The following is a 21813-nucleotide window of genomic DNA, read 5'->3' as shown; positions in this document are numbered from 1 at the left end:
CGGATGAATCGCGAGACCGGTTCAATCGCCGCTTTTTTGTATCAGCAGTGCGGCGTGCCCGTATATGAAAATGAACTGCCTGAACAATTTCAAGTGCCGTCCCTTTACATCCCGCCCCCGTATGTTTTTGACGAGAATGACACAGTCTCTACCTTTAAGAAGACATACAGTCTGAATGTGAAGCTGTTTCATACTGACTCGGTGCAGGCGCTCTCTGCAGCCGACCGGATTGCTGATGCGGTGAGAGAATCAAGACAGATCATTCCGCTGCTTACGGAATCAGGAGAGGATACGGGTGATTTCGTCCGCATCAGCCGTATCGAAACAAGAGTCGGAGACAAAGGCGAGGCAGTGATCACCATCCGCTGGACGAGCCGCTACTACTATCAGAAACAAACATCTCCCGCACTGCGGGATGTGGACATTAACAGCGGGGTGAAACAAAAGTGAAAGAACATAAAAAGAAAAATGCCGCAACAGCAGAACGAGCGATTCTTTTTGACACGGCGGATTTAACAAAGCACGCGAAGGAGCTTTTCGGCGTAAAACCTGAGATTCTCCAGGGGGCTTTATTCGGCGTGAAGCAGAAACAAATGACAAAAGCGCAAGCCCAGACTTACATTCAAGCATTTTTAACCAAGGAGGTCATGCAATAATGAACGGCGGAACATTTACGCAAGGAAAAGAAAAAGAACGTGCCGGGATCTATTTTAACTTTAAGACAACAGCCCAGGAGCGGGTCACAATCGGTGAACGGGGGATTGTCGCCCTGCCCGTCGCATCTAACTGGGGGGAAGCGAAAACATTCGTCTCTATTTCAAGCATTGAAGATTTGAATAAAAAAGTAGGGCTCAGTATTGAAGATCCGTCACTGATTCTGCTGCGCGAGGCGAAAAAGAAAGCAAAAACCGTTTTGATGTACCGTCTGACAGAGGGAATCAGAGCGAGCGCCGATCTTTCGCAAGGTGTAAAAGCAACCGCTTTGTACGGCGGTTCAAAAGGAAATGACATCATTATCCGCATCAGTGAGAACGTCCTTGACCAGACTGCTTTCGATGTGACCACATACATGGATGAAGCGGAAGTTGACAAACAAACGGTGAAAAAGGCCGAGGAGTTAAAAGCGAACGGCTATGTCACATTCACGGGAACGGGCGAGCTGTCGGCTTCCATCCCGCTGACAGGCACTGACGAAGAGTCCGGAGAAACGTTAAATCCTCAGGCAGGCATCCGTCTTGCGGGAGGAACTGATAAAGCGCCGGTCAACTCAGACTATACGGATTTTTTAGCTGCGGCTGAAACGGAGAATTTCGATGTCATCGCTCTTCCTGTCGCGGATAACGATCAGCTGAAAGCGACATTTGCCGCATTCATTAAACGCCTTCGCGATGCGCAGGGACAGAAAGTGCAAGGGGTGACTGCCCATTACAACGGAGATTACGAAGGTATCATCAATGTGACTGAGGGCGTCCTGCTTGAAGACGGAACCGAAATTAAAGCTGAAGATGCGACCGCGTGGGTGGCAGGCGCAAGTGCCGGCGCTGCATTTAACCAATCCTTAACTTTCGTTGAATATGAAGGCGCGGTCGATGTGCTGCATCGTCTGACTCATGATGAAGTGATCGAACGCCTTTCCAAAGGTGAATTCCTTTTCTCTTATGACGCCCGTGATAAGTCAGTCAGCGTTGAAAAAGATATCAACTCATTGGTGACATTTACGGCAGAGAAAAACAAAAAGTTCGCGAAAAACAAAATCGTCCGTGTGCTTGATGCGGTGAATAACGATTTGACACGTGAACTGAAAGCTTTAATTAAATCGAAAAAAGGCACCGGAAGCGATCTTCCAGCGACAAACGACGGCCTTCAATTCGTCAAAACGATGATTATTCAATATTTGACAACGCTTCAGGATGCGGGCGGCATCGCTAACTTTGATTCAGATAAAGACATTACAATCGGCCTTAATGAAGACCGCGACGGCTTTTTAATTGATCTCGCCGTGCAGCCTGTGGATGCAGCAGAAAAATTCTACTTTAATGTGGAGGTAAACTAAGATGGCATTAAAAGCACAAAATACAATTTCAGGAAAAGAAGGCCGTTTATTTCTCGATGGAGAAGAGATGGCGCATATTAAAACCTTTGAAGCAAACGTAGAAAAAAACAAATCAGAAGTAAACATCATGGGACGCCGCATGACTGGGCATAAAACGACTGGCGCCAACGGAACGGGCACGGCGACGTTCTATAAAGTTACATCCAAATTCGCCGTGCTTATGATGGATTACGTGAAAAAAGGCAGCGACCCGTATTTTACGCTGCAAGCCGTTCTTGACGACAAATCATCAGGCCGCGGAACAGAACGCGTCACCCTGTATGACGTCAACTTTGATTCTGCAAAAATCGCCGGACTGGACGTAGACTCAGAGGCGCTTGAAGAAGAAGTGCCGTTTACCTTTGAAGATTTCGATGTGCCGGAAAAGCTTTCTGAAACGTTTTAATCAAAATCAGTATGAGTGAAACAGGCCTTGTACAGGCCTGTTTTTTATAAAAAAAAGAGTAAGGGAGTTTTCATCATGAGCGAAAAAAACGAACAAGTATATGATCTGTCATTCTTTATGCCGGGTAAAACAGTCGAAGCTGAGGAGATCCGCGTTCCGCTTTCAAAGCGTTTTGTCGATAAAAAAGGAAACATCGTGCCTTTTATTTTTAAAGCCATTACGACGGAACGCATTGATGAACTGGAAAAGGAAAGCACGACTTATAAAAATGTAAAAGGCAGAGGCCGCGTAAAAGACTTAGACAGCCAGCGCTTTTATGCGCGGATCGCAGTTGAATCTACGATTTACCCTGATTTCCGGTCTAAGGAGCTCCGTGATGCCTACAAAACGGCAGATCCGGTCGAAGTCGCAAAACGCGTTCTTTCAGTCGGCGGCGAATATGCAAATTGGCTGAATAAAGCGATTGAGATCAATGGTTTTGAAGATGAATTAGAAGATCTGGAGCAAGAAGCAAAAAACTGATAAAAGATGGGAATAAGGAAGCCGTGTATCTTTATTACGCGATGCACGAGCTTCATTATTCTCCATCAGAACTGAAAGAGTTATATGAAGCACCGAGGCATTTTAAGGCGCTGCTGTACGGTTTAATCGGTTACAAGCTGGACATTCTTGAAAAACAAGCGAAGAAAGGGGGAGCGACATCATGGCAAAGCTGACCGCCCGTTTTGAATTGGAAGATCGGGTTTCAAAGAAAATAAGGAAAATCCAAAATGGCTTCAGAGCGCTTGAGAAATACAGGAAAATGACAAAACGCCAAAGTGAAATTGATATACGCAAAGAGAGTAAATCTGTTTTAAGAACAATTGACCGCATTCAGCGCTCTATGAAAAGAAAGCTGGGCGCACAAACGATCTCTATTTCAGCTGAAGACGGAGCCAGTGCCGTCATTCAAAAGGTGCAAGCCCAATTAGCGGGTCTGCCTGCGTCTTTAACCATTAAAATAGGAGCAAAAGACAGCGCGACAGCGGCATTTGAGAGATTGCGGAATCTGGCTGCGGGTTTCAAAGGATTTACCGTTTCACTGTATGCGTCAGACGAAGTGACCCCTGCCATGGAACGCATCAAACGCTACATGCAATCTGCGTTAAAAAACGGGTACTCCGTCACTATACGCGTCATAGATCATGTCATGAAAACAGTCGGCCGAATTTCATCGGGCATTGATTCGCTGACGGGAAAAAACAATGTCATTCAATTATCGTTAAACGAAAAGGTGACAGCACAGCTGGCTGCAATGCAAAAGAATATGCCGGAATTCGGAAAAGCTTCTGCATCTGCTGCTCCTGCTTCGCCGAAAACCGATTTTTCAATGCTTGATTCCGTTGCAGACACCTTCATGAAAAAAGTCAATGACATCGCATCCAAGTTCTATCCGGAAACGATTATCGCGGAACTGGACAAATTCGCCGCAAACTTTATGAAAAAGGCAGACGAAATTGCAAGCAAATTCAGTCCGGAAACAATTTTAACCGAGCTGGACAAGTTCACGACGTCATTCATGGGAAAAGTGGACGAGATCGCAAGCAAATTCAGTCCGGAAACGATTTTAACCGAGCTGGATAAGTTCACGACGTCATTTATGGGAAAAGTGGACGAGATCGCAAGCAAATTCAGTCCGGAAACCATTTTAGCGGAACTTGACAAGTTCACGACGTCATTTATGGGAAAAGTGGACGAAATCGCGAGTAAATTCAGCCCGGCAACGATTTTAGCGGAGCTGGACAAGTTCACGACATCATTCATGGGAAAAGTGGACGAGATCGCAAGCAAATTCAGCCCGGCAACAATATTAGCCGAACTGGACAAGTTCACGACGTCATTCATGGGAAAAGTGGACGAAATCGCAAGCAAATTCAGCCCGGCAACAATTTTAGCGGAGCTGGATAAGTTCACGACGTCATTCATGGGAAAAGTGGATGAAATCGCAAGCAAATTCAGTCCGGAAACGATTTTAACCGAGCTGGACAAGTTCACGACGTCATTCATGGGAAAAGTGGACGAGATCGCGAGCAAATTCAGTCCGGAAACGATTTTAACCGAGCTGGATAAGTTCACGACGTCATTCATGGGAAAAGTAGATGAAATCGCGAGCAAATTCAGCCCGGCAACGATTTTAGCGGAGCTGGACAAGTTCACGACATCATTCATGGGAAAAGTGGACGAGATCGCAAGCAAATTCAGCCCGGCAACGATTTTAGCGGAGCTGGATAAATTCGCTGATTCGTTTATGAAAAAGGTAGACGGAATCGTGAGTAAATTCAGTCCGGAAGCCATATTGAAAGAACTGGATAAATTCACTGATTCATTTATGAAAAAGGTAGATGACGTTGTCAGCAAATTTAGTCCGGAAGCCATATTGAAAGAGCTGGATCATTTTACTGATTCGTTTATGAAGAAAGTCGACGACGTTGTCGGTAAATTCAGTCCTGATAAGCTAATCGACCGCGCCGAACAATTTGTAAATGACACGATCGACCGAATTTCTGAGAAATTCGATTTTCTCAATCCGGATAAGATTCTGGAAAAAGTGGAGCAGTTTACATCCTCACTGTTCGGAGGCATTGATAAAAAGTTCGGCAAGTTCAGTCCTGATGCGATCATCGAAAAAGCTGAGGCATTTGTTGATAAAATTGTCGGCAAGATTGCAAAGAAATTTGAGAAATTCAGCCCGGACAAAATCATCGAAAAAGCCGGGGAATTAATAGAAAAAATATTCGCAGGCATCGCCGAAAAATTAGGCAAACTCAATATCGGCGGATTATTAGGCGGCGGCACGAAAAAAGAAAAGAGTAAGGGCGGCCTTTCTGCCGGCGGCTCCAACGGCCCGAAGCGTCCTGATCTGACAAAAGGTTCACAGCGCACGGCAACAGCGCCAAAATCTTCAGGAAAGTCAGCCAAAAAAACCGGCGGGGCTTTTGGGGGATGCTGCTGCTGTACCGGAGTGACAATGGGCAAAAGCAGTAAAGTCGAAGGGCGAAATAAATCTTCGAAAAAAGGCTCCTCTGTAAAGGAAAGCAAACAGGCATCTGTAAACACGCCGAAAACAAAAGGGGCAGGTAAAGGAATCGGCGCATTTTTGAAAGACTTGGGAGGTTCAAAGGCGCTGAAAGGCGGTATGAAAGGGTTGAAAGGTGCCGCTAAAGGAATTCCAGGCATAGGTGAATTGTTGTCACTTACTGATTTAGCCGGCATCAATAAAGATAATGCAGGGGAGAAAGTCGGCTCGGCGGGAGGCGGTCTTGCCGGCGCAGCGGCCGGCGCGGCAATAGGCAGCGTTGTTCCCGGAGTGGGCACATTAATTGGCGGCGCGGTAGGCGGCATCGCCGGCAGTTTAGGCGGTTCCAGCTTAGGAGAGGCCTTTGATTCAGGGACTCTGAAAGACACGTGGAATGATATTTCCGAAGCGGCACAAAGTGCTTGGACAACAATACAAGATACTTGGGGAAGCGTTTCATCATGGTTCATGGAGAATGTGTGGACGCCGGTTTCAACGGCAGTAGTCGGAGTGGCGACAAGCATTTGGTCAAATATCGTGAATGCGTGGACGACGATTCAAGGGATTTTCGGCACGGTGTCATCCTGGTTCATGGAGAATGTATGGACGCCGGTTTCAACGGCAGTAGTCGGAGTGGCGACAAGCATTTGGTCAAATATCGTGAATGCGTGGACGACGATTCAAGGTGTCTTCAGTACAGTATCCGGCTGGTTTATGAGCACTGTCTGGGAGCCCGTAAAATCGGCTGTAGTCGGAGTAGCGACGTCCATTTGGAGTAAGATCACAGGAGCTTGGGATAAAATTAAATCTGTTTTCAGTACGGTATCCGGCTGGTTCATGGATATAGTCTGGAACCCGGTGAAAAACATGGTGGAAAAAGTCGGAAAAGGAATATCAGACGCTTTCACGACTGCTTTAGATACTGTAAAGGATATATGGAAAGGGTTAAGCGGCTGGTTTGAGAAAAATATAAAAGAACCTCTTGTAAAAGTGGGAACAGCCATATCAGATGCTTTTTCTGCAGCATTCGACTGGGTGAAAAAGATTTGGGATAAAACCGGAGGCAAATTGATTTCAGGCGTAATGGACTTCGTCACAGGCGGCGGAGATAAAAAGAAAAAAACGGACAAAAACGCCACAGGCGGCTTCATTACAAAGCCGACCATTTCGTGGATCGGTGAAGCCGGTAAAGAATTTGTTATTCCCGTTGACAACAACCGCGGCCGAGGGAAAATGCTGCTTTCACAAGCTGCGTCTAAGCTCGGCATGCGTGTCGTCGACGATATGGGAGCGGCTTCGGCTCAGTCTTCCGCTGCACCGGCGGGAGCAGGCGGTGTTTCTTCTTCGGCGTCTGTATCGGCCGCTGCGTCTGTGGATGCTTCCGGATTTGCCGGGACGGCTTCATCACTCGGCAAACAGTTTACAGAAGGCTTTGACAGCGGGATCAGCAATAAAGCGGTGGATATGAACGGCTGGAAAGAGAAAAACATCGGTACGCCGTTTAACGCCCTCATCTCGTCTTCGCCCGATTACGGAAAGCAAGTCGTTGCGGGCTATGCGAAAGGTCAGAATACGTCACAGACGGGCACCGATTCGTTTTTAAAAACAAAGGTGAAAACACCTTATCAATCGGCGGTCAATCAATCGTCCTCGTGGGGCACCGCTACAGTTAAAGGATTTTCGGCCGGACAGAATGCGAAAGATACGGGAACCGCGCAATACGTGAGCACACACATCAATAAACCGTTTGTGCAATCAAGAGATTCTGCGAACGGCTGGGGGTCAGGCCTGATCGGACACTTCGTATCAGGGATGAATGCGAAGGGAAGCGAAGTCAAACAGGCGGCCAAAGATTTGGCCAAAAAAGTCGAGGACGCATTCAGGGAAGAGCTTGATATTCACTCTCCTTCCCGTGTCATGATGAGTCTCGGACGCTTTGCTTCAGTCGGCGTCGTCAAAGGGCTCAGCTCAGTTGACGTGAAAAAATACGCCGAAAAACAGGCAGGCTCGCTTGCAGCGGCCTTTTCCGGCATGGGTGCAGCGGGAGGAAGCGTCAAAGAGTGGCTATTAGCCGCAATGAAAGCGACCAATACTCCGATCAGCTGGCTTCCCGGATTAATGACGATCGCACAGAATGAATCAGGAGGCAACCCTAATTCCATTAACTTATGGGACAGCAACGCCAAAGCCGGACACCCGTCACAGGGCTTAATGCAGACCATTCCGAGCACCTTTGAATCTCACAAAGCGCCGGGAATGAATGATATCAGAAATCCAATCCACAACGCCGCTGCCGCCATCGGCTATATTAAAAGCAGATACGGCTCGATCAACAATGTGCCGGGGATTAAGAGTATGGCGCACGGCGGCCCATACGTCGGTTATGCCAACGGAGGTCTGATTACGAAGGAGCAGATCGCCCGTGTCGGCGAAGGGAACAAACGGGAGTGGATCATCCCTGAAGAACGGGGCATCCGCGGCCGTTATCTGCTTCAAAAAGCGGCTCAAGCGCTCGGCATGGAAGTGTCCGATCCGTCCCAGACGGAACCCGCGGCACTTTCAGCCGGCACGGTTTCCGCAGCCGTTAAAGGCGGCGGACAAACCGTGCAAAAAACGGGAACAAAAGAGATCAAAATCGAATTCAGCGGCGATCAGCATTTCCATAACGGACAGGACGCCGACAGCCTCGCCGCCAAAATCAAACAGGCGCTGATTGATGAACTGCAAAAAGACATTTATACCGGAGCAAAGGGGGCCGTTGCTTTTGACTAAATCTGTTTACGAATTTTGGCTGTCACAGGGGAAGGACAAGCTCCGGCTTCCCGTTCTCCCTGAAGCGATTGATATCGCAAACAGCGTGCAGAATGATTCCGTGAAAGTCACGGGTCTTGGAGAGGTGACGTTTATTGAAGAACCGGGAGCGAAAGAAATTTCGTTCTCTTCTTTTTTTCCGAAACGATACACCCCGATTGCCGAATATCAAAGCATCCCTTCGCCGGAAAAAGCCATTTCAGCTATTGAAACATGGATGAAAGCGAAAAAACCCGTTCAGTTTTTGATTACAGGAACAAAAATCAATGTTACATGCAGTATTGAAAGTTTCAATTACAGCGAAGGTGACAATGAAATCGGCGACCGGAATTTTGATATCGTACTGAAAGAATATAAAACTGCTTCGCCAAGAAAAATCAAACAAAAGAAAAAAACGAAAGCGAAGCGCCCATCCAAAGCTTCACCCAAAACATATACCGTCAAAAAAGGGGATACGCTTTGGGACATCGCCGGCAAGTTTTACGGAAACCACACGGAGTGGCGGAAAATCTGGAACGCGAATAAAACCGCCATGATTAAGCGCAGCAAACGGAATATCCGGCAGCCGGGGCATTGGATCTTCCCGGGGCAGAAGCTGAAGATACCGCAATGAAACGGGTGAGAAGATGATTGAACTATTTGTCATAAAAGAAACGGAGTGGCTCGAGCTTGTCACGGAAAGCGTAACGCTGGAAGGACACAGATATCAGGCGCCCCGCTCCATCGAAGCGACAATTGTCGTAAAGCAGGGCAGCCAGACGTATTACGGCGTATCAGAAGGGGATACGGTTTTGTTCAAATGGAACGGAAAAGAGCTGTTCCGCGGCATTGTCTTTGCAAGAACGCCGGATGAGCATACCGTCGCCTTCACCGCATACGATATGCTCCAATACCTTGTGAAAAACCAGGACGTTTATGTGTTTTCCAACAAGCGCGCCGATCAAATATTAAAAAGGATCGCCAGCGATTTTCAAATTCCCGTGACATCCATTGCCAACACAGGGCATACCATTAAATCACTCGTTTTTAAAAATGATACAAGCCTTTACGATATGATGTTAAAAGCGTTAAAACAGACAAAAAGCCAGACGGGCCGCAATTATCAGCTCTATTCAGAAAAAGGCAGACTCGGCTTGCGTGAATGGCCGGATCCGTCTGACATTTGGGTGCTGGAAACAGGAGTTAATATTACAGGGTATCAATACAGCACTTCAATTGATGATACCGCAACCCGTGTCGTCATGCGGCTGCAAAAAGACGATAAAACTGTGAAGGCTTCCGCGTCAGACAGCGCGGGCATGAAAACATTCGGCGTTTTACAGTATACCGAAACGGTTTCTGACGACATTAACGAAGCCCAGCTGAAACAGCGCGCAAAAGTGAAGCAGGCTGAGAAAAAAGGCGTAAAGAAAGAGCTGAAAAATATACAGGCGATCGGCATTCCGGGGTTGGAAAGCGGATTGCCGGTCTATATCTCAATTCCGGAAATCGGGCTGAAGAAAACTTATTATGTAGATACGGACCGCCATGAATTCCAAGGAACAAAACATATCATGACGATTGATGTCACGGAGAAAAACTCACTTCCGGAGGGGACATCCTGATGAGATTAAGCGATGCTATTAAACATTTAGCCGTCGGGGCGGTTGACGCCGAAGCGCCGGTGGAGCTGATGACGGCGGAAGTGACCTCGGTTTCGCCGCTCGAGCTGAAGCTGAAAGATCACGACAAACTTTTGATTCCGTCTGATGCACTCATTGTGCCGAAGCGGCTGAAATCCGGCGGAGATGATCAGCTCCAGGCAGGAGACCGGGTGATGACCGCCGCATTAACAGGAGGACAGTCCTTTTTTGTGCTGGATAAAATCTAACCGCATTCGATGAATGCCGGGAGTGTGACTTTGAAAATTCATCCGTCTGGACAGAAATGTATTAAAGATATCAGCCTGTTAAAGCCGCTTCATTTTCTGAAGAGGGTTTTTTTACATGAACAAATCAAAAAGGAGCGGGTGCAATGGCCCTGACACCGGAAATCGAATTTGAAGATTTGGAGGATGCGAGTGAGGCCATTGAAACTTCACAAACCTACCGAATTGATTTTGAAAACAACCGGATTACCAATGAACTGATAAACGGACTAGACGCCATCAGACAATTCGTCTATATCGCTCTTCACACAGAACGGTATTCATATTCGGTTTTCAGCCATGATATCGGTAATGAGCTGCAGGAAGTGCTTTCTGATCAGAACACGACGGATGCTTATAAAAAAATGGAGATTCCAAGACTGATAGAAGAAGCCTTGCTGTATGATGACCGGATTTTGGCTGTTGCCAATTTTGAGATTGAGAAAAAAGATGATGCCTTCATCGTCTCTTTTACCGTTGAAGCGGATGAGGGCATGCTTGAGATAGAGGAGGTGCTGGGAGAGGATGTTTGAAGCTCAGACGTTTGACGGCATTATGGACAGAATGCTGGCGCGCATTACGGCGGATATTGATACGAGAGAAGGAAGCGTCATTTACAATGCGCTCGCGCCTGCGGCCGCTGAGCTCGCAAAGTCTTATATTTGGCTTGATACCGTGCTGGAGCTTGTTTTTTCCGATACGGCTCAAGGAGAATTTCTGGACAGGCGGGCTGCCGAAGCGGGAATTGAACGAACACCTGCCACAAAAGCGGTCAGAGCCGGAGAATTCACAGCGGGCATCACCATTCCGACAGGCTCCCGTTTTTTCGTCGATAACCTGTATTTTCAATATACAGAGGATGGAACGCTCGAATGTGAAACGGCCGGAGAAGCGGGGAATGCCGGCATTACAGGTCAAAATCTGCTGCCGCTTGATACGATTCCCGGGCTTGAGAAAGCGGTCATGGGCGATATATTAATTCCCGGCCGTGAGGAAGAAGATGACAGCAGCTTAAGGACGCGATATTTTACCCGAGTCCGCCGGGAGGCAGTCAGCGCAAATAAACAGCATTATAAACAGTGGGCTGAAGAAGTGGACGGTGTCGGCAGAGCGAAAATCTTCCCGCTTTGGAACGGAGACGGAACGGTGAAAGTTGTCATTACAAATGCGAATTTGGAACCGGCATCAGATATTCTGATCAAGAAAGTAAAGGATTATATTGACCCGGATGAAGGCCAGGGAGAAGGCCAGGCGCCGATCGGAGCTGCAGTAACAGTGGAAAGCGCGGTATGGAAAGAGATCGAAATCTCCGCTTCCGTGCTGCCTGAACTGAACAGCTCGATCGATGACGTGAAAGCGGAGATTGAAAAAGGCATCCTGAATTTATTTAAGAAAATGGCCTTCGAAGAAAACACCGTCCGCTTATCACAAATTAACAACATCGTTTATAACGCGGCATCCGTCAGTGACTACGCAGATATCAAAATGAACGGTGCGGCGGAAAATCTTGTGCTCAGTGATGTGGAAATTCCTAAACTCAAAGGGGTGACAATCCTTGAGCAGACTCGATGAGATGACGGCATACCTCCCGCCGTTTTTAACTCAATTAAAAGAGATGGCGGAAATTCTTGAGGCGGAAGCTCCCGAGTTTGAGCGGCAGAATAACGATATTTTCGATTTGACAGACCAGCTTTTTATTACGACGGCGACGTGGGGGCTTGACCGCTGGGAAAAAATATTAAAAATACCGCGGGAGTCAGGTGACACAGAAGACATGAGACGGCTCAGGCTGATCTCGAAGATGTCGAATATTCCGCCCATCACCCATCAAGCGATCGAACAGGCGCTAAACCGTTTTTTAAAACATCCGTCAGCTTATGTTCGGATGTTTCCGGGGGAATATCGTTTTTATGCCGATATGGAGCTTGATGACCTGCAGTACATGAACGACCTGATTGAAACGCTTGAAAAAATCAAACCCGCTCATTTGGCGTATACACTGAGAGCTGCATTAAACGAAACACTGGAAATCAAAGACCGGGTCATTCTCAACAATCGGAGATACCGAAAAGTCAGTGAACTGAAGGTCGGTTATTCCGTCACACTCAACAATAACGAGGTGGTCTTACCATGATATCAGCCGCTTACAGACAGCGTGCGGCAGCCGATTTGAAAAACAGGATCACAAAAGTGCTGTTAAACGGCAAAGAAACATTGATTGCGGACATTTCTGTAAAAGATGCCGCAGTCACCGTTCTCACACGCAGGGAAGAAGACATTAAACATATTGAAACCGTGCAGATGCTTGACGAAACAGGGAGCATCATCACAGAACGAAAAACAAATTTGGACCTCAGCAATAACAGAACGCTTGATTTAAGATTTACTTTTGAGGTGGTGTAACGATGGCTTACGAAGAAAAAACAGACTGGCTTCCAGACGACCCGATTAACGAAGATGACGTCAACCGCTGGGAAAAAGGCATAAAAGACGCACACACGGATCTGGCGGCCCATAAAAATGACATGAACAACCCGCACAAAACGACAAAGGCCCAAATCGGCCTCGGAAACGTGGATAATGTCCAGCAGGCAGCAAAAAAAGATTTCGACCAGCACAATCAAGATCAGAACCGGCATGTGACGATAGCTGATAAGGATAAATGGGATGCAGGACAGCTATTTAAAATCACCGCCGATAACGGAACTCAAAAAATCAATTTAACTTCCGGCTCGTTTTATGAATCGTTAAAAGACGTGGGTTCTGTAACTTTTTACGGAACCAATGCAGTAACAGACAACCCATCAGATACGAGCTTACGCGGCATGCAATTAGTGGGGCAGCCGGGAATAGGTAATGGTTATGCCGTAGACGTGAAGGGTAACGCATGGTGGTTTTACTATAACTCTAATCAAACAGCAATCAATTGGTATCCTATAGAGTCTACAACTGATGTGCAATCAAAGATAGATGCCCATGCTAATAAAACAGATATTCACGTAACAAAAACTGATAAAGACAAATGGAACAATTCGCAGTTAAATAAAATTTCGAATGATGACGGCCAGCCGTTATTAAATGTCACAACTGATCTTCATGCTGAATTGTTAAACTATCCGTCATTAACCTATTTCTCATATGAAAAAACTGCGGCGAATACCCCGCCTGCAGGCGGACGCGGGTTTTGGACCTGCAGCGTCGGAAAGTCATATGGTCATGTTCTTGCCATGACAAATGACAACAGAACATTTCGTAAGTCTTTGGCAAATAACGTTTGGAGTGATTGGGTTGAGTTGGACAGCACAGAAGGTGCACAAAAACTAGTAGACGCTCACGCCAATAAAAAAGACATCCATGTCACACAGGCGGATAAAAATATGTGGAACGGCGGGCAGCTTTCCAAAATCACAAACGACAGCGGCGGCATTCTTCTCGCGATTGGTGATGAAGATAACTTTCTTGAAAAAATTGTGAAAAACGGCAGGGCGTTCGGCACCTTTTATTCAACCGGCAAAGCGGCAAACAGTCCGAGCAATGCTTCGACCCGCGGCATGTTTCATTTTACCTCTATTGACAGTGAGGGAAAGGGAACGTTTGGGTATGTCATTGCCATCGATTATAAAAATAATATGTTCACGAACTATTTGGATTTGAACTTGGGCTGGCAGGGCTGGAGGCGGATCGTTACCGAACTTGATACTGAAAATGTTCCTTGGATAAATGTTCCTTATAAAAATGGCGCTAAGTCAGGAGACAGGCCGCTTCAATATCGCAAAGTGGGAAACACCCTTCACCTGAACGGACACGTTCTTACGGACAGAGAAGTGGTATTCGGGAGTGTGCCATCCTCTTGTGCGCCGGCCAAAGGCGTTGTGACTATGGTCGCAGCCAGCGGCACCACCGGTTACAGTAAGATTGTTATTTATTCTAATGGAGATATGAAGCTGACGGGAATTATGGCCAATATAGAAAATAATGTTAACGGCTATTACATTGATCTTGTTGTGGCCCTCACGTAAAGGAGCGAGAATATGAAATTAATATTTCCGTATGACAATGACAACATTTATACAGGCAGTCCGGTTGAGCTTTATCCGGATTCTGAGACAGGAGATTATATAATGCCGGCTAACGCTGCGGACTTTCCGCCGGAAATAAATGGCGAAGGCATGTGGCGCCCATTTTTTGATGAGGAAAAACAAGAATGGGTGGAAACGGCTGATGAAGCATATAAAAACAGTTTAAAAAAAGATATGGTCCCAGATTCAAATTCATTAAACCAGCTTGCGGGCCTCGGCGCGCAGCTGGCAAATGAGAAATTGGCCAGAAAAGCAGCCGAACAAGCACAGCAGTCACTCGGCGTGCAAATAGCATCTTTAAAACTGGAACTCTTAAACGTAAAAGGAGAATGAAAAAATGAAGAGACTTAACTTTTGGGTTTATGCTTTGTTTTATAAGTGGGCCTCAACAGAAATGGTCAAACAGGCTATGGGTTATAATGACTGTTCTGCCGAAGATCTGGCTGAAGGGGTGGCCGCGCACTATATCACGCCTGAGGAATTTCAAGAAATAACGGGTGAAACATACGCAAACTATAAAAATGCTGTGTCATAAGCCAAACGGCTTTTTTTATTTGTCATTTTTAAAAAAGGAGGATGGCCAATGATAAAGCATTCATTTGAATTTCCCGCTGATCAACTTGGCAGGCCAGGCGCCGTAAAAGCTTATCGCGGTAGCAAAAACGATTATGCCACACCGGTTGCTGATTTGTCCGGAATGGCAGAGCTGCTTACCAACACGCCGCTGCAGGCAATTGAAGTTTACAGCCAATTCGGACAAGACCGTTTAGGGGCCGTCTTAATAGACAGAGCACAGGGTTGGGCTTATTCGGACCGCAGCGGAACTCTTTTTATCGAAGAGAGCGAAGATAACAATTCGTGGACAGCTTCACATTCTGTCACAGTCAAAGGCGGAGTGCTGACCGCTTCGGGGTGGGTCTGCCTGACAAAAAGATATTACCGGTTCCGTTTTGAAAATGGAAATCAAAAGCAGTCCGAATTTGTTTTATACCAATCCGTCGGTACGGGCGGTGATATGGCGTTTTCATATACAGACGTGATTTTTCATGAAGATGCACCAGAGGCGGGCGAGGGAGTCATCTTCTCAGCGGGCACCTGGAAAAAACTTCTCGTCGAAATCACCGGCACGGCTGAGTCGGGCCATGTCGCGTTTTGGGGAAGGTCTATCTCGGGGAAAAATGTGCCGATCAGGGGAATCAGATCTGACGACGGAACCTCAGCCGCCGGCACGTCAGGCACAGGAGAAGTGTGGCTATTTGATATTGCCGGCTTTAAAGAAATCGTCATGGAAATCAAGAGCATTTCCGGCGGCAGCCTGTCTGTCAAAGGCACAGCATTTTCTTAAGAATGAAGCTTCCGAAGGGAGGTGAGAACAATGTAAGAGGGGGGAGCAGAAGTGCTTCTGGATGAACAAGCGGTGCAAAAAGAATTTGCAGGCATTAAAGGTGAACAAAAGGTGCTTGAACAGCGGGTGGCCGCATTAGAGCGGGTATCCGACCGGCAGGATCAGCAAATCATGACGCTGAATGAAAAACTGAACAAAATTGACGAAAACACAACATGGATTAAGCGGACCATTACAGGAGCGATCGTGACAGCAATCTGCACGGGCGTCATTGGCGGAGCCATCGCCATCATGTACAATCTGCTGCAAAAGTAAGGGGGAAACCGATATGAAATTCGCGGACAAAGGCACGGTCGTCAGGACGGTGCTTCTTTTGCTTGCTTTATTAAACCAGACTTTGCTGATGTTCGGCAAATCGCCGCTTGATATTCAGGAGGACCAGGTCAGCCAGCTTGCAGATACGCTGTATGCCGCCGGTTCGGCCGTTTTTACGATCGTAACGACAGCCGCAGCCTGGTTTAAAAACAATTACGTCACAGCAAAAGGGAAAAAACAGCAGGCTTTATTAAAAATAAACAATTTATCGAAATAGGAGAGATGAGAAAATGGTGAAAATCACACAGGATTTTATCCCGACAGGAAACAATAACCGCCCCGGCTATGCAATGACACCGATTTACATTACGGTGCACAATACGGCCAATACCGCAGCCGGCGCTAACGCCAAAAGTCACGCAAACTATGTGAAAAACCCCGATACGCCGACAAGCTGGCATTTCACAGTCGATGATACGGAAATTTATCAGCATCTTCCGCTCAACGAAAGCGGATGGCATGCCGGAGACGGAAACGGGGACGGCAACCGCAAATCTATCGGTATTGAAATTTGTGAAAACGCCGATGGCAACTTTTCAAAGGCCGTGGCAAACGCCCAATGGCTCATCCGCACATTAATGACGTCGCACGGCATCCCGCTTTCAAATGTCGTTGCGCACAAGCATTGGTCAGGAAAGCTTTGTCCGAGAAGACTGTTGGATACATGGGACGAGTTTAAAGCGGGAATCGGTTCTGAGGAAAGACAGACGTATACTGTTCAAAAAGGAGATACGCTGTCGGCCATCGCGCGAAAATTCGGCGTCAGTGTGGCTGATCTTCAGAAATGGAATAACATCGCAGACCCGAATTTGATTAAAGTCGGACAAGTGCTGTTTGTCAGCGCGCCAGTTGAAGCACTGTATCCTCTTCCTGATGAGGTGATTCAGCTGACAGAGCCGTACACGTCCGGTGAAAAAGTATACCAGGTGCAAAACGCGCTCGCCGCGCTTTATTTTTATCCTGAAAAAGGAGCTGTCAATAACGGCATTGACGGTATCTACGGACCGAAAACCGCAAATGCCGTGGCCCGATTCCAATCTGTAAACGGACTGCCGTCTGACGGCATCTACGGTCCCGCTGTAAAAGCGAAAATTCTGATGCAGCTTTAAAAAATAAAAGGCTGGGTCCCGATCACATTACGGGATTCAGCCTTTCTTCTTTTTTAATCGGTTCAATAGCCCGAGACTCCTCGCCCGCATCCTCAGCGAATAAGCGGAAAGCCCGAACCGTCCGTAATCCACAAACTTTACACGCCTTACAATTTTCTTCACATCATCACCTGTCGCATCTCTTTGTTGATTTTATTATATGAAATATAAGGAAAAAAGGAATAAGGACAAGAGCCGTGTCTCCTGTCCTTAGTGTAATCAAGCTTTTTTTTGTTTATACTTGTCAATCAGCCGTTCGTTTTCTTTGAAAATTCTGGCGGTATGAGGGCTGACCTGGTAACTTGCGATACTTGTCATTGAGCGTTTTTTAAACATTTTGAACGGTTTTGCTCTTTGTTCCGGCTGCCCGTTTTGAAATGCCTGCTCCATTATCCGTCACCTTCCTCTTCTATTGGCAGCATTAAATCATAAATGCTTGTTAGTGATGTGAAAAGCAAATAATCGAATTCCGTCAACAGGTTTTCTGACGTCAGTTTGATCACATAATGGCGATCCTGGACTGTAAACGGAATAAGCACAAGCCTGCCCTTTTGATCATAGTAGACGTCTTTTCGGTTCAGGCGGGACTGAACGTCTGCCGCATCAGGCATATGCTCCGTCAAGCGGTCCTTATCCGACTGTGCCGAATAGTCGCACAATGAAGCCGTGACATTCATTTTTTCTCCATAAGCGGCCAGCAGTCTGCTGATGCCTTCTGCATAAGCTTCTGTACTTCCATAATATACATGGATCGGTTCATTTTTCAACAGATATTGATAGGTTTTCAGTTTTTCAAGGTAGGAGTGAAGCATTTCGTTATTTTCTTCCAAAATCTCCCTCGTATCCGTCTCTAATTCATTGCCGGCGAGCTTTTTGATATATGCGCTCAAAAAGATAAACGCATCAATAAGAGCAAAGCAGACGGCAACAATCAAATATTGTCTCCATGCGGAAAAGAGCGATTCAGGATCATATGTCCAATAGACCATGGAGCCCAGTACAAATAGTAAATACCACGTTTTACGGATGGCAAACATTTTTTCTTTTACCTTTGCCTCATACCGCCAGGATGCGTACACATATAAAATGAGTGCGGCGGCCATCGTCCACACCATGATCTGAAAAAACACAAGCATGAGCATCCCTCACAATTCGAAAAATGGTCTGCTATGTTCATTCTATGTCATGACATCATTTTCCTGTCACAAAAAAACCGCTTCTGTAAAGAAGCGGATGCCGTCATTAGAAAAAGAGATCTAAGATGAAAAAGGCGATGGCGCCGAGTGTGCCTGCAATCGGCAGGGTGATGACCCATGTAATGAGCATCCGTTTAGCCGTTCCCCAGTTTACGCCTTTTACGCGGTGGGAAGCGCCCACACCGAGAATGGAAGACGAAATGACGTGCGTCGTGCTGACAGGGAGATGAATAAACGTGGCCCCGAAAATAATGGCTGCGCCGGTTAAGTCGGCAGATACGCCGTTTACCGGACGGATTTTCATAATTTTACCGCCGACGGTTTTAATGATTTTCCAGCCGCCGATGGATGTGCCGAGACCCATTGCCAGGGCACAGGAGAGCTGCACCCAGAAAGGAATCGTATCACTTTTATGTAAATTGGCCGTCATAAGCGCCATCGTAATGATACCCATCGCTTTTTGCGCGTCGTTTGTTCCGTGTGTATAGGACTGAATGGCAGCCGTCAAAATCTGCACTCTGCGGAAGCGTTTATTTGTTTTCGCCAGATTGCTGTCTTTAAAAATCAGCTTCACGATCGAATATACGATAAAGCCGAGAACAAAGGCGATGATCGGTGATAAAATAAGTGCTTCGATAATTTTAATGAACCCTTTATAATTAAGCGTCGCAAAACCTGATGCTGCAATGGCCGCACCGGCGATCGCTCCGATAATCGCATGTGAAGAGCTGCTCGGAATGCCGAAATACCATGTGATCAAGTTCCAGGCGATTGCGGCGAGTAAAGCAGCAAGAATGACAACCGATCCGTTGTCTAATGTATAAGGATTCACAATATCTTTCGTAATGGTTTTCGCCACACCGGTAAACGTCATGGCTCCGAGAAAGTTCATGATGGCGGCCATGATAATCGCGTGCCGCGGCTTCAGCGCTTTTGTCGAAACTGAGGTGGCGATTGCGTTGGCGGTATCGTGAAATCCGTTAATGAAGTCAAATACCAAAGCGCAAATGACAATTAATATCGTTAAAAGTAATAGAGTATCCATTATAACCCCTCGTTACGCGTTTTTCATAATGATGGTTTCAAGGTTATTGGCAACGCTTTGGCAAGAGTCGGCAATTTCCTCAAGCGTTTCGTAAATCTCGCGGTACTGAATCACTTTAATCGGATCGGTTTCTGTGCCGAACAGATTTTTTAATGATTTTCTGTGCAGGTTGTCACAGTTGTGCTCATACTCTTTAATTTTGATGGCGTGAGGCTGAATGTCCTTTAAGCGGTTTTCTGCCAACAGCTCAGTTGCAATTAAAATTTCTTTCGCACATTCTCTAATGTATCCGCTGAATTTGTCGATATGCTCGTCTGATGAAGTAATTGAGAAAATCTCCATCATGGCAGAGAAATGTTCAATTCCGTCAAGCACATCATCCAGGCTGTTTGTCAGCTGAAGGATATCTTCGCGTTCAATAGGAGTGATGAATGCTTTGTTAAGCTCTTTAATCATGACATGAACATGATTGTCACCTTTTGTTTCGTATTCTTTTAACGTATCTGCAAATTCTTTAAGTGTTGTTTGGTTTGTGACTTTAAAGTTCACAAAATACTCTGCAGTTTCATCTATATTTTTTGCGATTTCTGTTAAAAGGAGTGAGAACTTATCTTTTTTTCTTTTTATCATTAAAAACCCTCCATTGTTTGAATGAGACAATGCACACATCAAATTATTATATAGCCTTTTGTCGAAAAAAAACAGATGAAGTCGAAAAAAACGCCTCTTGATTTTTTCGTAAAAACGTGTCTCATCCTGTTTTTCTTATGTTACCCACTTTGCCAAAAAAACGTAACATACTTCGAATTCAGACATCTTGCTTAAAAAGTATAACAAAAGATGTGAATTTGCTGTCAACTTTTGCACGTGATTTTGCCGAAAAAAAACGGCTCCCGTAAAAGGAACCGTTTTTGTCAGTCATTTCTGCGGTTTTTCAGCCAAAAATAAAGCGGGAGTCCGGCAAGACCGATCAAGATGGAAAGCCCGCAGCTCAGTGTATCTGTAATGATCGTGCTGATCAGCACAAACAGTGAACCCGCTATGGCCAAAACAGGAATGACCGGATACAGAGGCACGCTGTAGGCGCGCGGTTTTCCGCCGCTTTTTTTTCTTAGGATGAAAACGGCGAAAAAGGCCATGACGTAAAAAATATAAATCATGAAAATAGAGATTTCAGACAGCTTATCAGGGTTGCTGATGATCATAAAAATAATGGCCAGCGCGATCTGAAATGACACGGCAATCCAAGGAGTGCGGAACGTCGGATGCACCCGTGAAATCTGTCTGGCAAACGGCAGCTGTTTCCGTTCCGCCATTGCAAACGAGACACGCGGAAAAGCGAGAATCTTTCCGTTTAAACAGCCGAAAATGCTGACGATGATCCCGACGCTGATCAATTTTCCTCCGATACCGCCAAACAGCATTCCCGCAGCGGTGCCTGTGGCATTTTCACCGAGTTTGACAATGTCGGTCGCGGGAAGAATGTGCAGCAGTGCGAAGTTAATGAAAAGATAAATGGCGGTGACAACCAAAAGTCCGCCCGTCATCGCTCTCGGGAGAAGTTTTTCCGGGTTTTTCATTTCACCGCCGAGAGCCGCAAGCAGGATCCAGCCGTCATAGGCGAACAAGGTAGCCAGTATGGCAGCGCCGAAATTCATTTCCGACATGCTGCTTGTAACGGCTGTGAAAATATGCTGATCGCCTTTCCAAAGGCCGAACACAATCATGCAGATAATCGGAATCAATTTGCCGACCGTCGTAATTCCCTGGACGATGCCGCCATATTTCGTTCCGATAATATTAATGATGCTTAAAAACAAAACGGCTGCAATTCCGATCAATTTAGACCAGCCGGAATCCCAATTGAACAAGTGCGCCATCAAAGAGCCGAAATACAAGCCGATTGCTCCGATAATCGCGGGTCCGTAAATGATGATTTGCACCCAGCCGCATAAAAAGCCCCAAAATTCGCCGTACACTTCTTCAAGATATGTATAAAGTCCGCCCGTTTTCGGAATCTGAGTGCCGATTTCCGCAACGGTCAGGCCGCCTGCTAGCGTCAAAATGCCTCCTAACAGCCACGCGATAAGCGCGGTTTTTGCATCACCGGAGTAGGCAAGCACGGCGCCTGGTTTCATAAATACGCCGGAACCGATGATGGTGCCGATAACAAGTGAGAGGGCGATGGTAAGGCCGATCTCTTTTTTTAGTCCGTTTTCTTCAATCTGCATATCCTTTCCCTCCAGATGTAAAATCGTCATGCTGAAAAAACTATTTTCCATATTGTAAACCCTAATTGCTGAAACACGAATAAAATAAATTTTCTGATTTCGGTTTTTGGCTTAAAAACAAAGG

General features: G+C 46.4%; 27 protein-coding genes. 21 read left to right on the top strand and 6 right to left on the bottom strand.

Annotated features, from left to right (window positions below):
* The first annotated feature begins 3 nt into the window (after nt 1–3).
* From AC1DN5_RS07080 to AC1DN5_RS06980, 21 genes are all read left to right on the top strand, one after another.
* Nucleotides 4–450 carry a hypothetical protein gene (locus tag AC1DN5_RS07080; RefSeq protein WP_064778318.1) on the top strand — a complete coding sequence of 149 codons (447 nt, stop codon included), beginning with the start codon at nt 4–6 and terminating at the stop codon, nt 448–450.
* The gene (locus tag AC1DN5_RS07075) at nt 447–656 is read left to right on the top strand and encodes a YqzN/YkzM domain-containing protein (RefSeq protein WP_047475412.1); all 210 of its coding nucleotides are present in this window, start codon (nt 447–449) and stop codon (nt 654–656) included. The genes AC1DN5_RS07080 and AC1DN5_RS07075 overlap by 4 nt, the downstream gene beginning before the upstream one ends.
* Nucleotides 656–2053, top strand: a complete 1398-nt coding sequence (locus tag AC1DN5_RS07070) for a phage tail sheath family protein (RefSeq protein ID WP_045925721.1) — start codon at nt 656–658, stop codon at nt 2051–2053. Before AC1DN5_RS07075 ends, AC1DN5_RS07070 begins: the two co-directional genes overlap by 1 nt.
* Nucleotide 2054: 1 nt before the next feature.
* Nucleotides 2055–2498: a phage tail tube protein gene (locus tag AC1DN5_RS07065; RefSeq protein WP_003154837.1), complete on the top strand. Its 444-nt coding sequence runs from the start codon at nt 2055–2057 to the stop codon at nt 2496–2498.
* Between the two features lie 75 nt (nt 2499–2573).
* Nucleotides 2574–3020, top strand: a complete 447-nt coding sequence (locus AC1DN5_RS07060; protein WP_003154836.1) for a phage tail assembly chaperone — start codon at nt 2574–2576, stop codon at nt 3018–3020.
* Nucleotides 3021–3061: 41 nt separating this feature from the next.
* Nucleotides 3062–3214 carry a hypothetical protein gene (locus AC1DN5_RS07055; RefSeq protein ID WP_015239684.1) on the top strand — a complete coding sequence of 51 codons (153 nt, stop codon included), beginning with the start codon at nt 3062–3064 and terminating at the stop codon, nt 3212–3214.
* A complete protein-coding gene (locus AC1DN5_RS07050; protein ID WP_366969510.1) occupies nt 3202–8325 on the top strand; it encodes a transglycosylase SLT domain-containing protein in 5124 nt (1707 codons plus the stop codon). Before AC1DN5_RS07055 ends, AC1DN5_RS07050 begins: the two co-directional genes overlap by 13 nt.
* Nucleotides 8318–8977 carry a LysM peptidoglycan-binding domain-containing protein gene (locus AC1DN5_RS07045; RefSeq protein WP_016936442.1) on the top strand — a complete coding sequence of 220 codons (660 nt, stop codon included), beginning with the start codon at nt 8318–8320 and terminating at the stop codon, nt 8975–8977. The genes AC1DN5_RS07050 and AC1DN5_RS07045 overlap by 8 nt, the downstream gene beginning before the upstream one ends.
* 13 nt (nt 8978–8990) lie before the next feature.
* Nucleotides 8991–9968: an XkdQ/YqbQ family protein gene (locus AC1DN5_RS07040; protein WP_188153951.1), complete on the top strand. Its 978-nt coding sequence runs from the start codon at nt 8991–8993 to the stop codon at nt 9966–9968.
* Nucleotides 9968–10234, top strand: a complete 267-nt coding sequence (locus AC1DN5_RS07035; protein ID WP_016936440.1) for a DUF2577 family protein — start codon at nt 9968–9970, stop codon at nt 10232–10234. Before AC1DN5_RS07040 ends, AC1DN5_RS07035 begins: the two co-directional genes overlap by 1 nt.
* Before the next feature lie 143 nt (nt 10235–10377).
* Nucleotides 10378–10803, top strand: coding sequence for a DUF2634 domain-containing protein (locus tag AC1DN5_RS07030; RefSeq protein WP_060963006.1), 426 nt, complete (start codon nt 10378–10380; stop codon nt 10801–10803).
* Nucleotides 10796–11842: a baseplate J/gp47 family protein gene (locus AC1DN5_RS07025; RefSeq protein ID WP_045925716.1), complete on the top strand. Its 1047-nt coding sequence runs from the start codon at nt 10796–10798 to the stop codon at nt 11840–11842. The genes AC1DN5_RS07030 and AC1DN5_RS07025 overlap by 8 nt, the downstream gene beginning before the upstream one ends.
* Nucleotides 11826–12404 carry a YmfQ family protein gene (locus AC1DN5_RS07020; RefSeq protein WP_016936436.1) on the top strand — a complete coding sequence of 193 codons (579 nt, stop codon included), beginning with the start codon at nt 11826–11828 and terminating at the stop codon, nt 12402–12404. Before AC1DN5_RS07025 ends, AC1DN5_RS07020 begins: the two co-directional genes overlap by 17 nt.
* Nucleotides 12401–12673 (top strand): hypothetical protein, encoded by a 273-nt coding sequence (locus AC1DN5_RS07015; protein WP_064778770.1) that lies wholly within the window; start codon nt 12401–12403, stop codon nt 12671–12673. The genes AC1DN5_RS07020 and AC1DN5_RS07015 overlap by 4 nt, the downstream gene beginning before the upstream one ends.
* A gap of 2 nt (nt 12674–12675) precedes the next feature.
* Nucleotides 12676–14289: a hypothetical protein gene (locus AC1DN5_RS07010; RefSeq protein WP_366969509.1), complete on the top strand. Its 1614-nt coding sequence runs from the start codon at nt 12676–12678 to the stop codon at nt 14287–14289.
* Nucleotides 14290–14301: 12 nt separating this feature from the next.
* On the top strand, nt 14302–14682 hold the full coding sequence (locus AC1DN5_RS07005) for an XkdW family protein (RefSeq protein WP_366969508.1): 381 nt from the start codon (nt 14302–14304) through the stop codon (nt 14680–14682).
* A 4-nt stretch (nt 14683–14686) separates the two neighbouring features.
* Entirely contained in the window at nt 14687–14884 is a 198-nt protein-coding gene (locus tag AC1DN5_RS07000) for an XkdX family protein (RefSeq protein ID WP_016936432.1), read from the top strand.
* Nucleotides 14885–14932: 48 nt separating this feature from the next.
* Nucleotides 14933–15694 (top strand): phage-like element PBSX protein XepA, encoded by a 762-nt coding sequence (xepA, locus tag AC1DN5_RS06995; protein WP_366969507.1) that lies wholly within the window; start codon nt 14933–14935, stop codon nt 15692–15694.
* 51 nt (nt 15695–15745) lie between these two features.
* Nucleotides 15746–16009, top strand: coding sequence for a hemolysin XhlA family protein (locus AC1DN5_RS06990; RefSeq protein WP_003154815.1), 264 nt, complete (start codon nt 15746–15748; stop codon nt 16007–16009).
* 13 nt (nt 16010–16022) lie between these two features.
* Nucleotides 16023–16286, top strand: a complete 264-nt coding sequence (locus AC1DN5_RS06985) for a phage holin (RefSeq protein WP_016936430.1) — start codon at nt 16023–16025, stop codon at nt 16284–16286.
* 13 nt (nt 16287–16299) lie between these two features.
* A complete protein-coding gene (locus AC1DN5_RS06980) occupies nt 16300–17178 on the top strand; it encodes an N-acetylmuramoyl-L-alanine amidase (protein WP_366969505.1) in 879 nt (292 codons plus the stop codon).
* Between the two features lie 36 nt (nt 17179–17214).
* Here the strand turns inward: AC1DN5_RS06980 and AC1DN5_RS06975 are convergent, their stop codons facing one another.
* The 6 genes from AC1DN5_RS06975 to AC1DN5_RS06950 form a co-directional block, all read right to left on the bottom strand.
* Entirely contained in the window at nt 17215–17340 is a 126-nt protein-coding gene (locus AC1DN5_RS06975) for a hypothetical protein (RefSeq protein WP_141228459.1), read from the bottom strand.
* A 96-nt stretch (nt 17341–17436) separates the two neighbouring features.
* Complete coding sequence (locus tag AC1DN5_RS06970; RefSeq protein ID WP_003154807.1) at nt 17437–17607, bottom strand: type II toxin-antitoxin system SpoIISB family antitoxin; 171 nt, start codon at nt 17605–17607, stop codon at nt 17437–17439.
* Nucleotides 17607–18353 carry a type II toxin-antitoxin system SpoIISA family toxin gene (locus AC1DN5_RS06965; RefSeq protein ID WP_366969503.1) on the bottom strand — a complete coding sequence of 249 codons (747 nt, stop codon included), beginning with the start codon at nt 18351–18353 and terminating at the stop codon, nt 17607–17609. Before AC1DN5_RS06965 ends, AC1DN5_RS06970 begins: the two co-directional genes overlap by 1 nt.
* Before the next feature lie 106 nt (nt 18354–18459).
* A complete protein-coding gene (locus tag AC1DN5_RS06960; RefSeq protein ID WP_016936427.1) occupies nt 18460–19458 on the bottom strand; it encodes an inorganic phosphate transporter in 999 nt (332 codons plus the stop codon).
* Between the two features lie 12 nt (nt 19459–19470).
* Complete coding sequence (locus AC1DN5_RS06955) at nt 19471–20088, bottom strand: DUF47 domain-containing protein (protein WP_016936426.1); 618 nt, start codon at nt 20086–20088, stop codon at nt 19471–19473.
* Nucleotides 20089–20372: 284 nt separating this feature from the next.
* Nucleotides 20373–21689 (bottom strand): APC family permease, encoded by a 1317-nt coding sequence (locus tag AC1DN5_RS06950; RefSeq protein WP_049628328.1) that lies wholly within the window; start codon nt 21687–21689, stop codon nt 20373–20375.
* Nucleotides 21690–21813: the final 124 nt, after the last annotated feature.

The sequence above is a fragment of the Bacillus sp. 01N42_2 genome (assembly GCF_056399565.1).
The sequence above is the reverse complement of the archived record's forward strand: the minus strand, read 5'-3'. Positions and strand labels throughout refer to the sequence as shown.

Bases quoted from the DNA above. Each gene is read 5' to 3' on its own strand.
- AC1DN5_RS06955 (WP_016936426.1), bottom strand. From the start codon at position 20,088: ATGATAAAAAGAAAAAAAGATAAGTTCTCACTCCTTTTAACAGAAATC.
- AC1DN5_RS06965 (WP_366969503.1), bottom strand. From the start codon at position 18,353: ATGCTTGTGTTTTTTCAGATCATGGTGTGGACGATGGCCGCCGCACTC.
- AC1DN5_RS07000 (WP_016936432.1), top strand. From the start codon at position 14,687: ATGAAGAGACTTAACTTTTGGGTTTATGCTTTGTTTTATAAGTGGGCC.
- AC1DN5_RS07040 (WP_188153951.1), top strand. From the start codon at position 8,991: ATGATTGAACTATTTGTCATAAAAGAAACGGAGTGGCTCGAGCTTGTC.
- xepA (WP_366969507.1), top strand. From the start codon at position 14,933: ATGATAAAGCATTCATTTGAATTTCCCGCTGATCAACTTGGCAGGCCA.
- AC1DN5_RS07080 (WP_064778318.1), top strand. From the start codon at position 4: ATGAATCGCGAGACCGGTTCAATCGCCGCTTTTTTGTATCAGCAGTGC.
- AC1DN5_RS07065 (WP_003154837.1), top strand. From the start codon at position 2,055: ATGGCATTAAAAGCACAAAATACAATTTCAGGAAAAGAAGGCCGTTTA.
- AC1DN5_RS07030 (WP_060963006.1), top strand. From the start codon at position 10,378: ATGGCCCTGACACCGGAAATCGAATTTGAAGATTTGGAGGATGCGAGT.
- AC1DN5_RS07005 (WP_366969508.1), top strand. From the start codon at position 14,302: ATGAAATTAATATTTCCGTATGACAATGACAACATTTATACAGGCAGT.
- AC1DN5_RS06980 (WP_366969505.1), top strand. From the start codon at position 16,300: ATGGTGAAAATCACACAGGATTTTATCCCGACAGGAAACAATAACCGC.
- AC1DN5_RS06970 (WP_003154807.1), bottom strand. From the start codon at position 17,607: ATGGAGCAGGCATTTCAAAACGGGCAGCCGGAACAAAGAGCAAAACCG.
- AC1DN5_RS06960 (WP_016936427.1), bottom strand. From the start codon at position 19,458: ATGGATACTCTATTACTTTTAACGATATTAATTGTCATTTGCGCTTTG.
- AC1DN5_RS06950 (WP_049628328.1), bottom strand. From the start codon at position 21,689: ATGCAGATTGAAGAAAACGGACTAAAAAAAGAGATCGGCCTTACCATC.
- AC1DN5_RS07055 (WP_015239684.1), top strand. From the start codon at position 3,062: ATGCACGAGCTTCATTATTCTCCATCAGAACTGAAAGAGTTATATGAA.
- AC1DN5_RS07050 (WP_366969510.1), top strand. From the start codon at position 3,202: ATGGCAAAGCTGACCGCCCGTTTTGAATTGGAAGATCGGGTTTCAAAG.
- AC1DN5_RS07025 (WP_045925716.1), top strand. From the start codon at position 10,796: ATGTTTGAAGCTCAGACGTTTGACGGCATTATGGACAGAATGCTGGCG.
- AC1DN5_RS07070 (WP_045925721.1), top strand. From the start codon at position 656: ATGAACGGCGGAACATTTACGCAAGGAAAAGAAAAAGAACGTGCCGGG.
- AC1DN5_RS07060 (WP_003154836.1), top strand. From the start codon at position 2,574: ATGAGCGAAAAAAACGAACAAGTATATGATCTGTCATTCTTTATGCCG.
- AC1DN5_RS07010 (WP_366969509.1), top strand. From the start codon at position 12,676: ATGGCTTACGAAGAAAAAACAGACTGGCTTCCAGACGACCCGATTAAC.
- AC1DN5_RS07035 (WP_016936440.1), top strand. From the start codon at position 9,968: ATGAGATTAAGCGATGCTATTAAACATTTAGCCGTCGGGGCGGTTGAC.
- AC1DN5_RS07015 (WP_064778770.1), top strand. From the start codon at position 12,401: ATGATATCAGCCGCTTACAGACAGCGTGCGGCAGCCGATTTGAAAAAC.
- AC1DN5_RS06985 (WP_016936430.1), top strand. From the start codon at position 16,023: ATGAAATTCGCGGACAAAGGCACGGTCGTCAGGACGGTGCTTCTTTTG.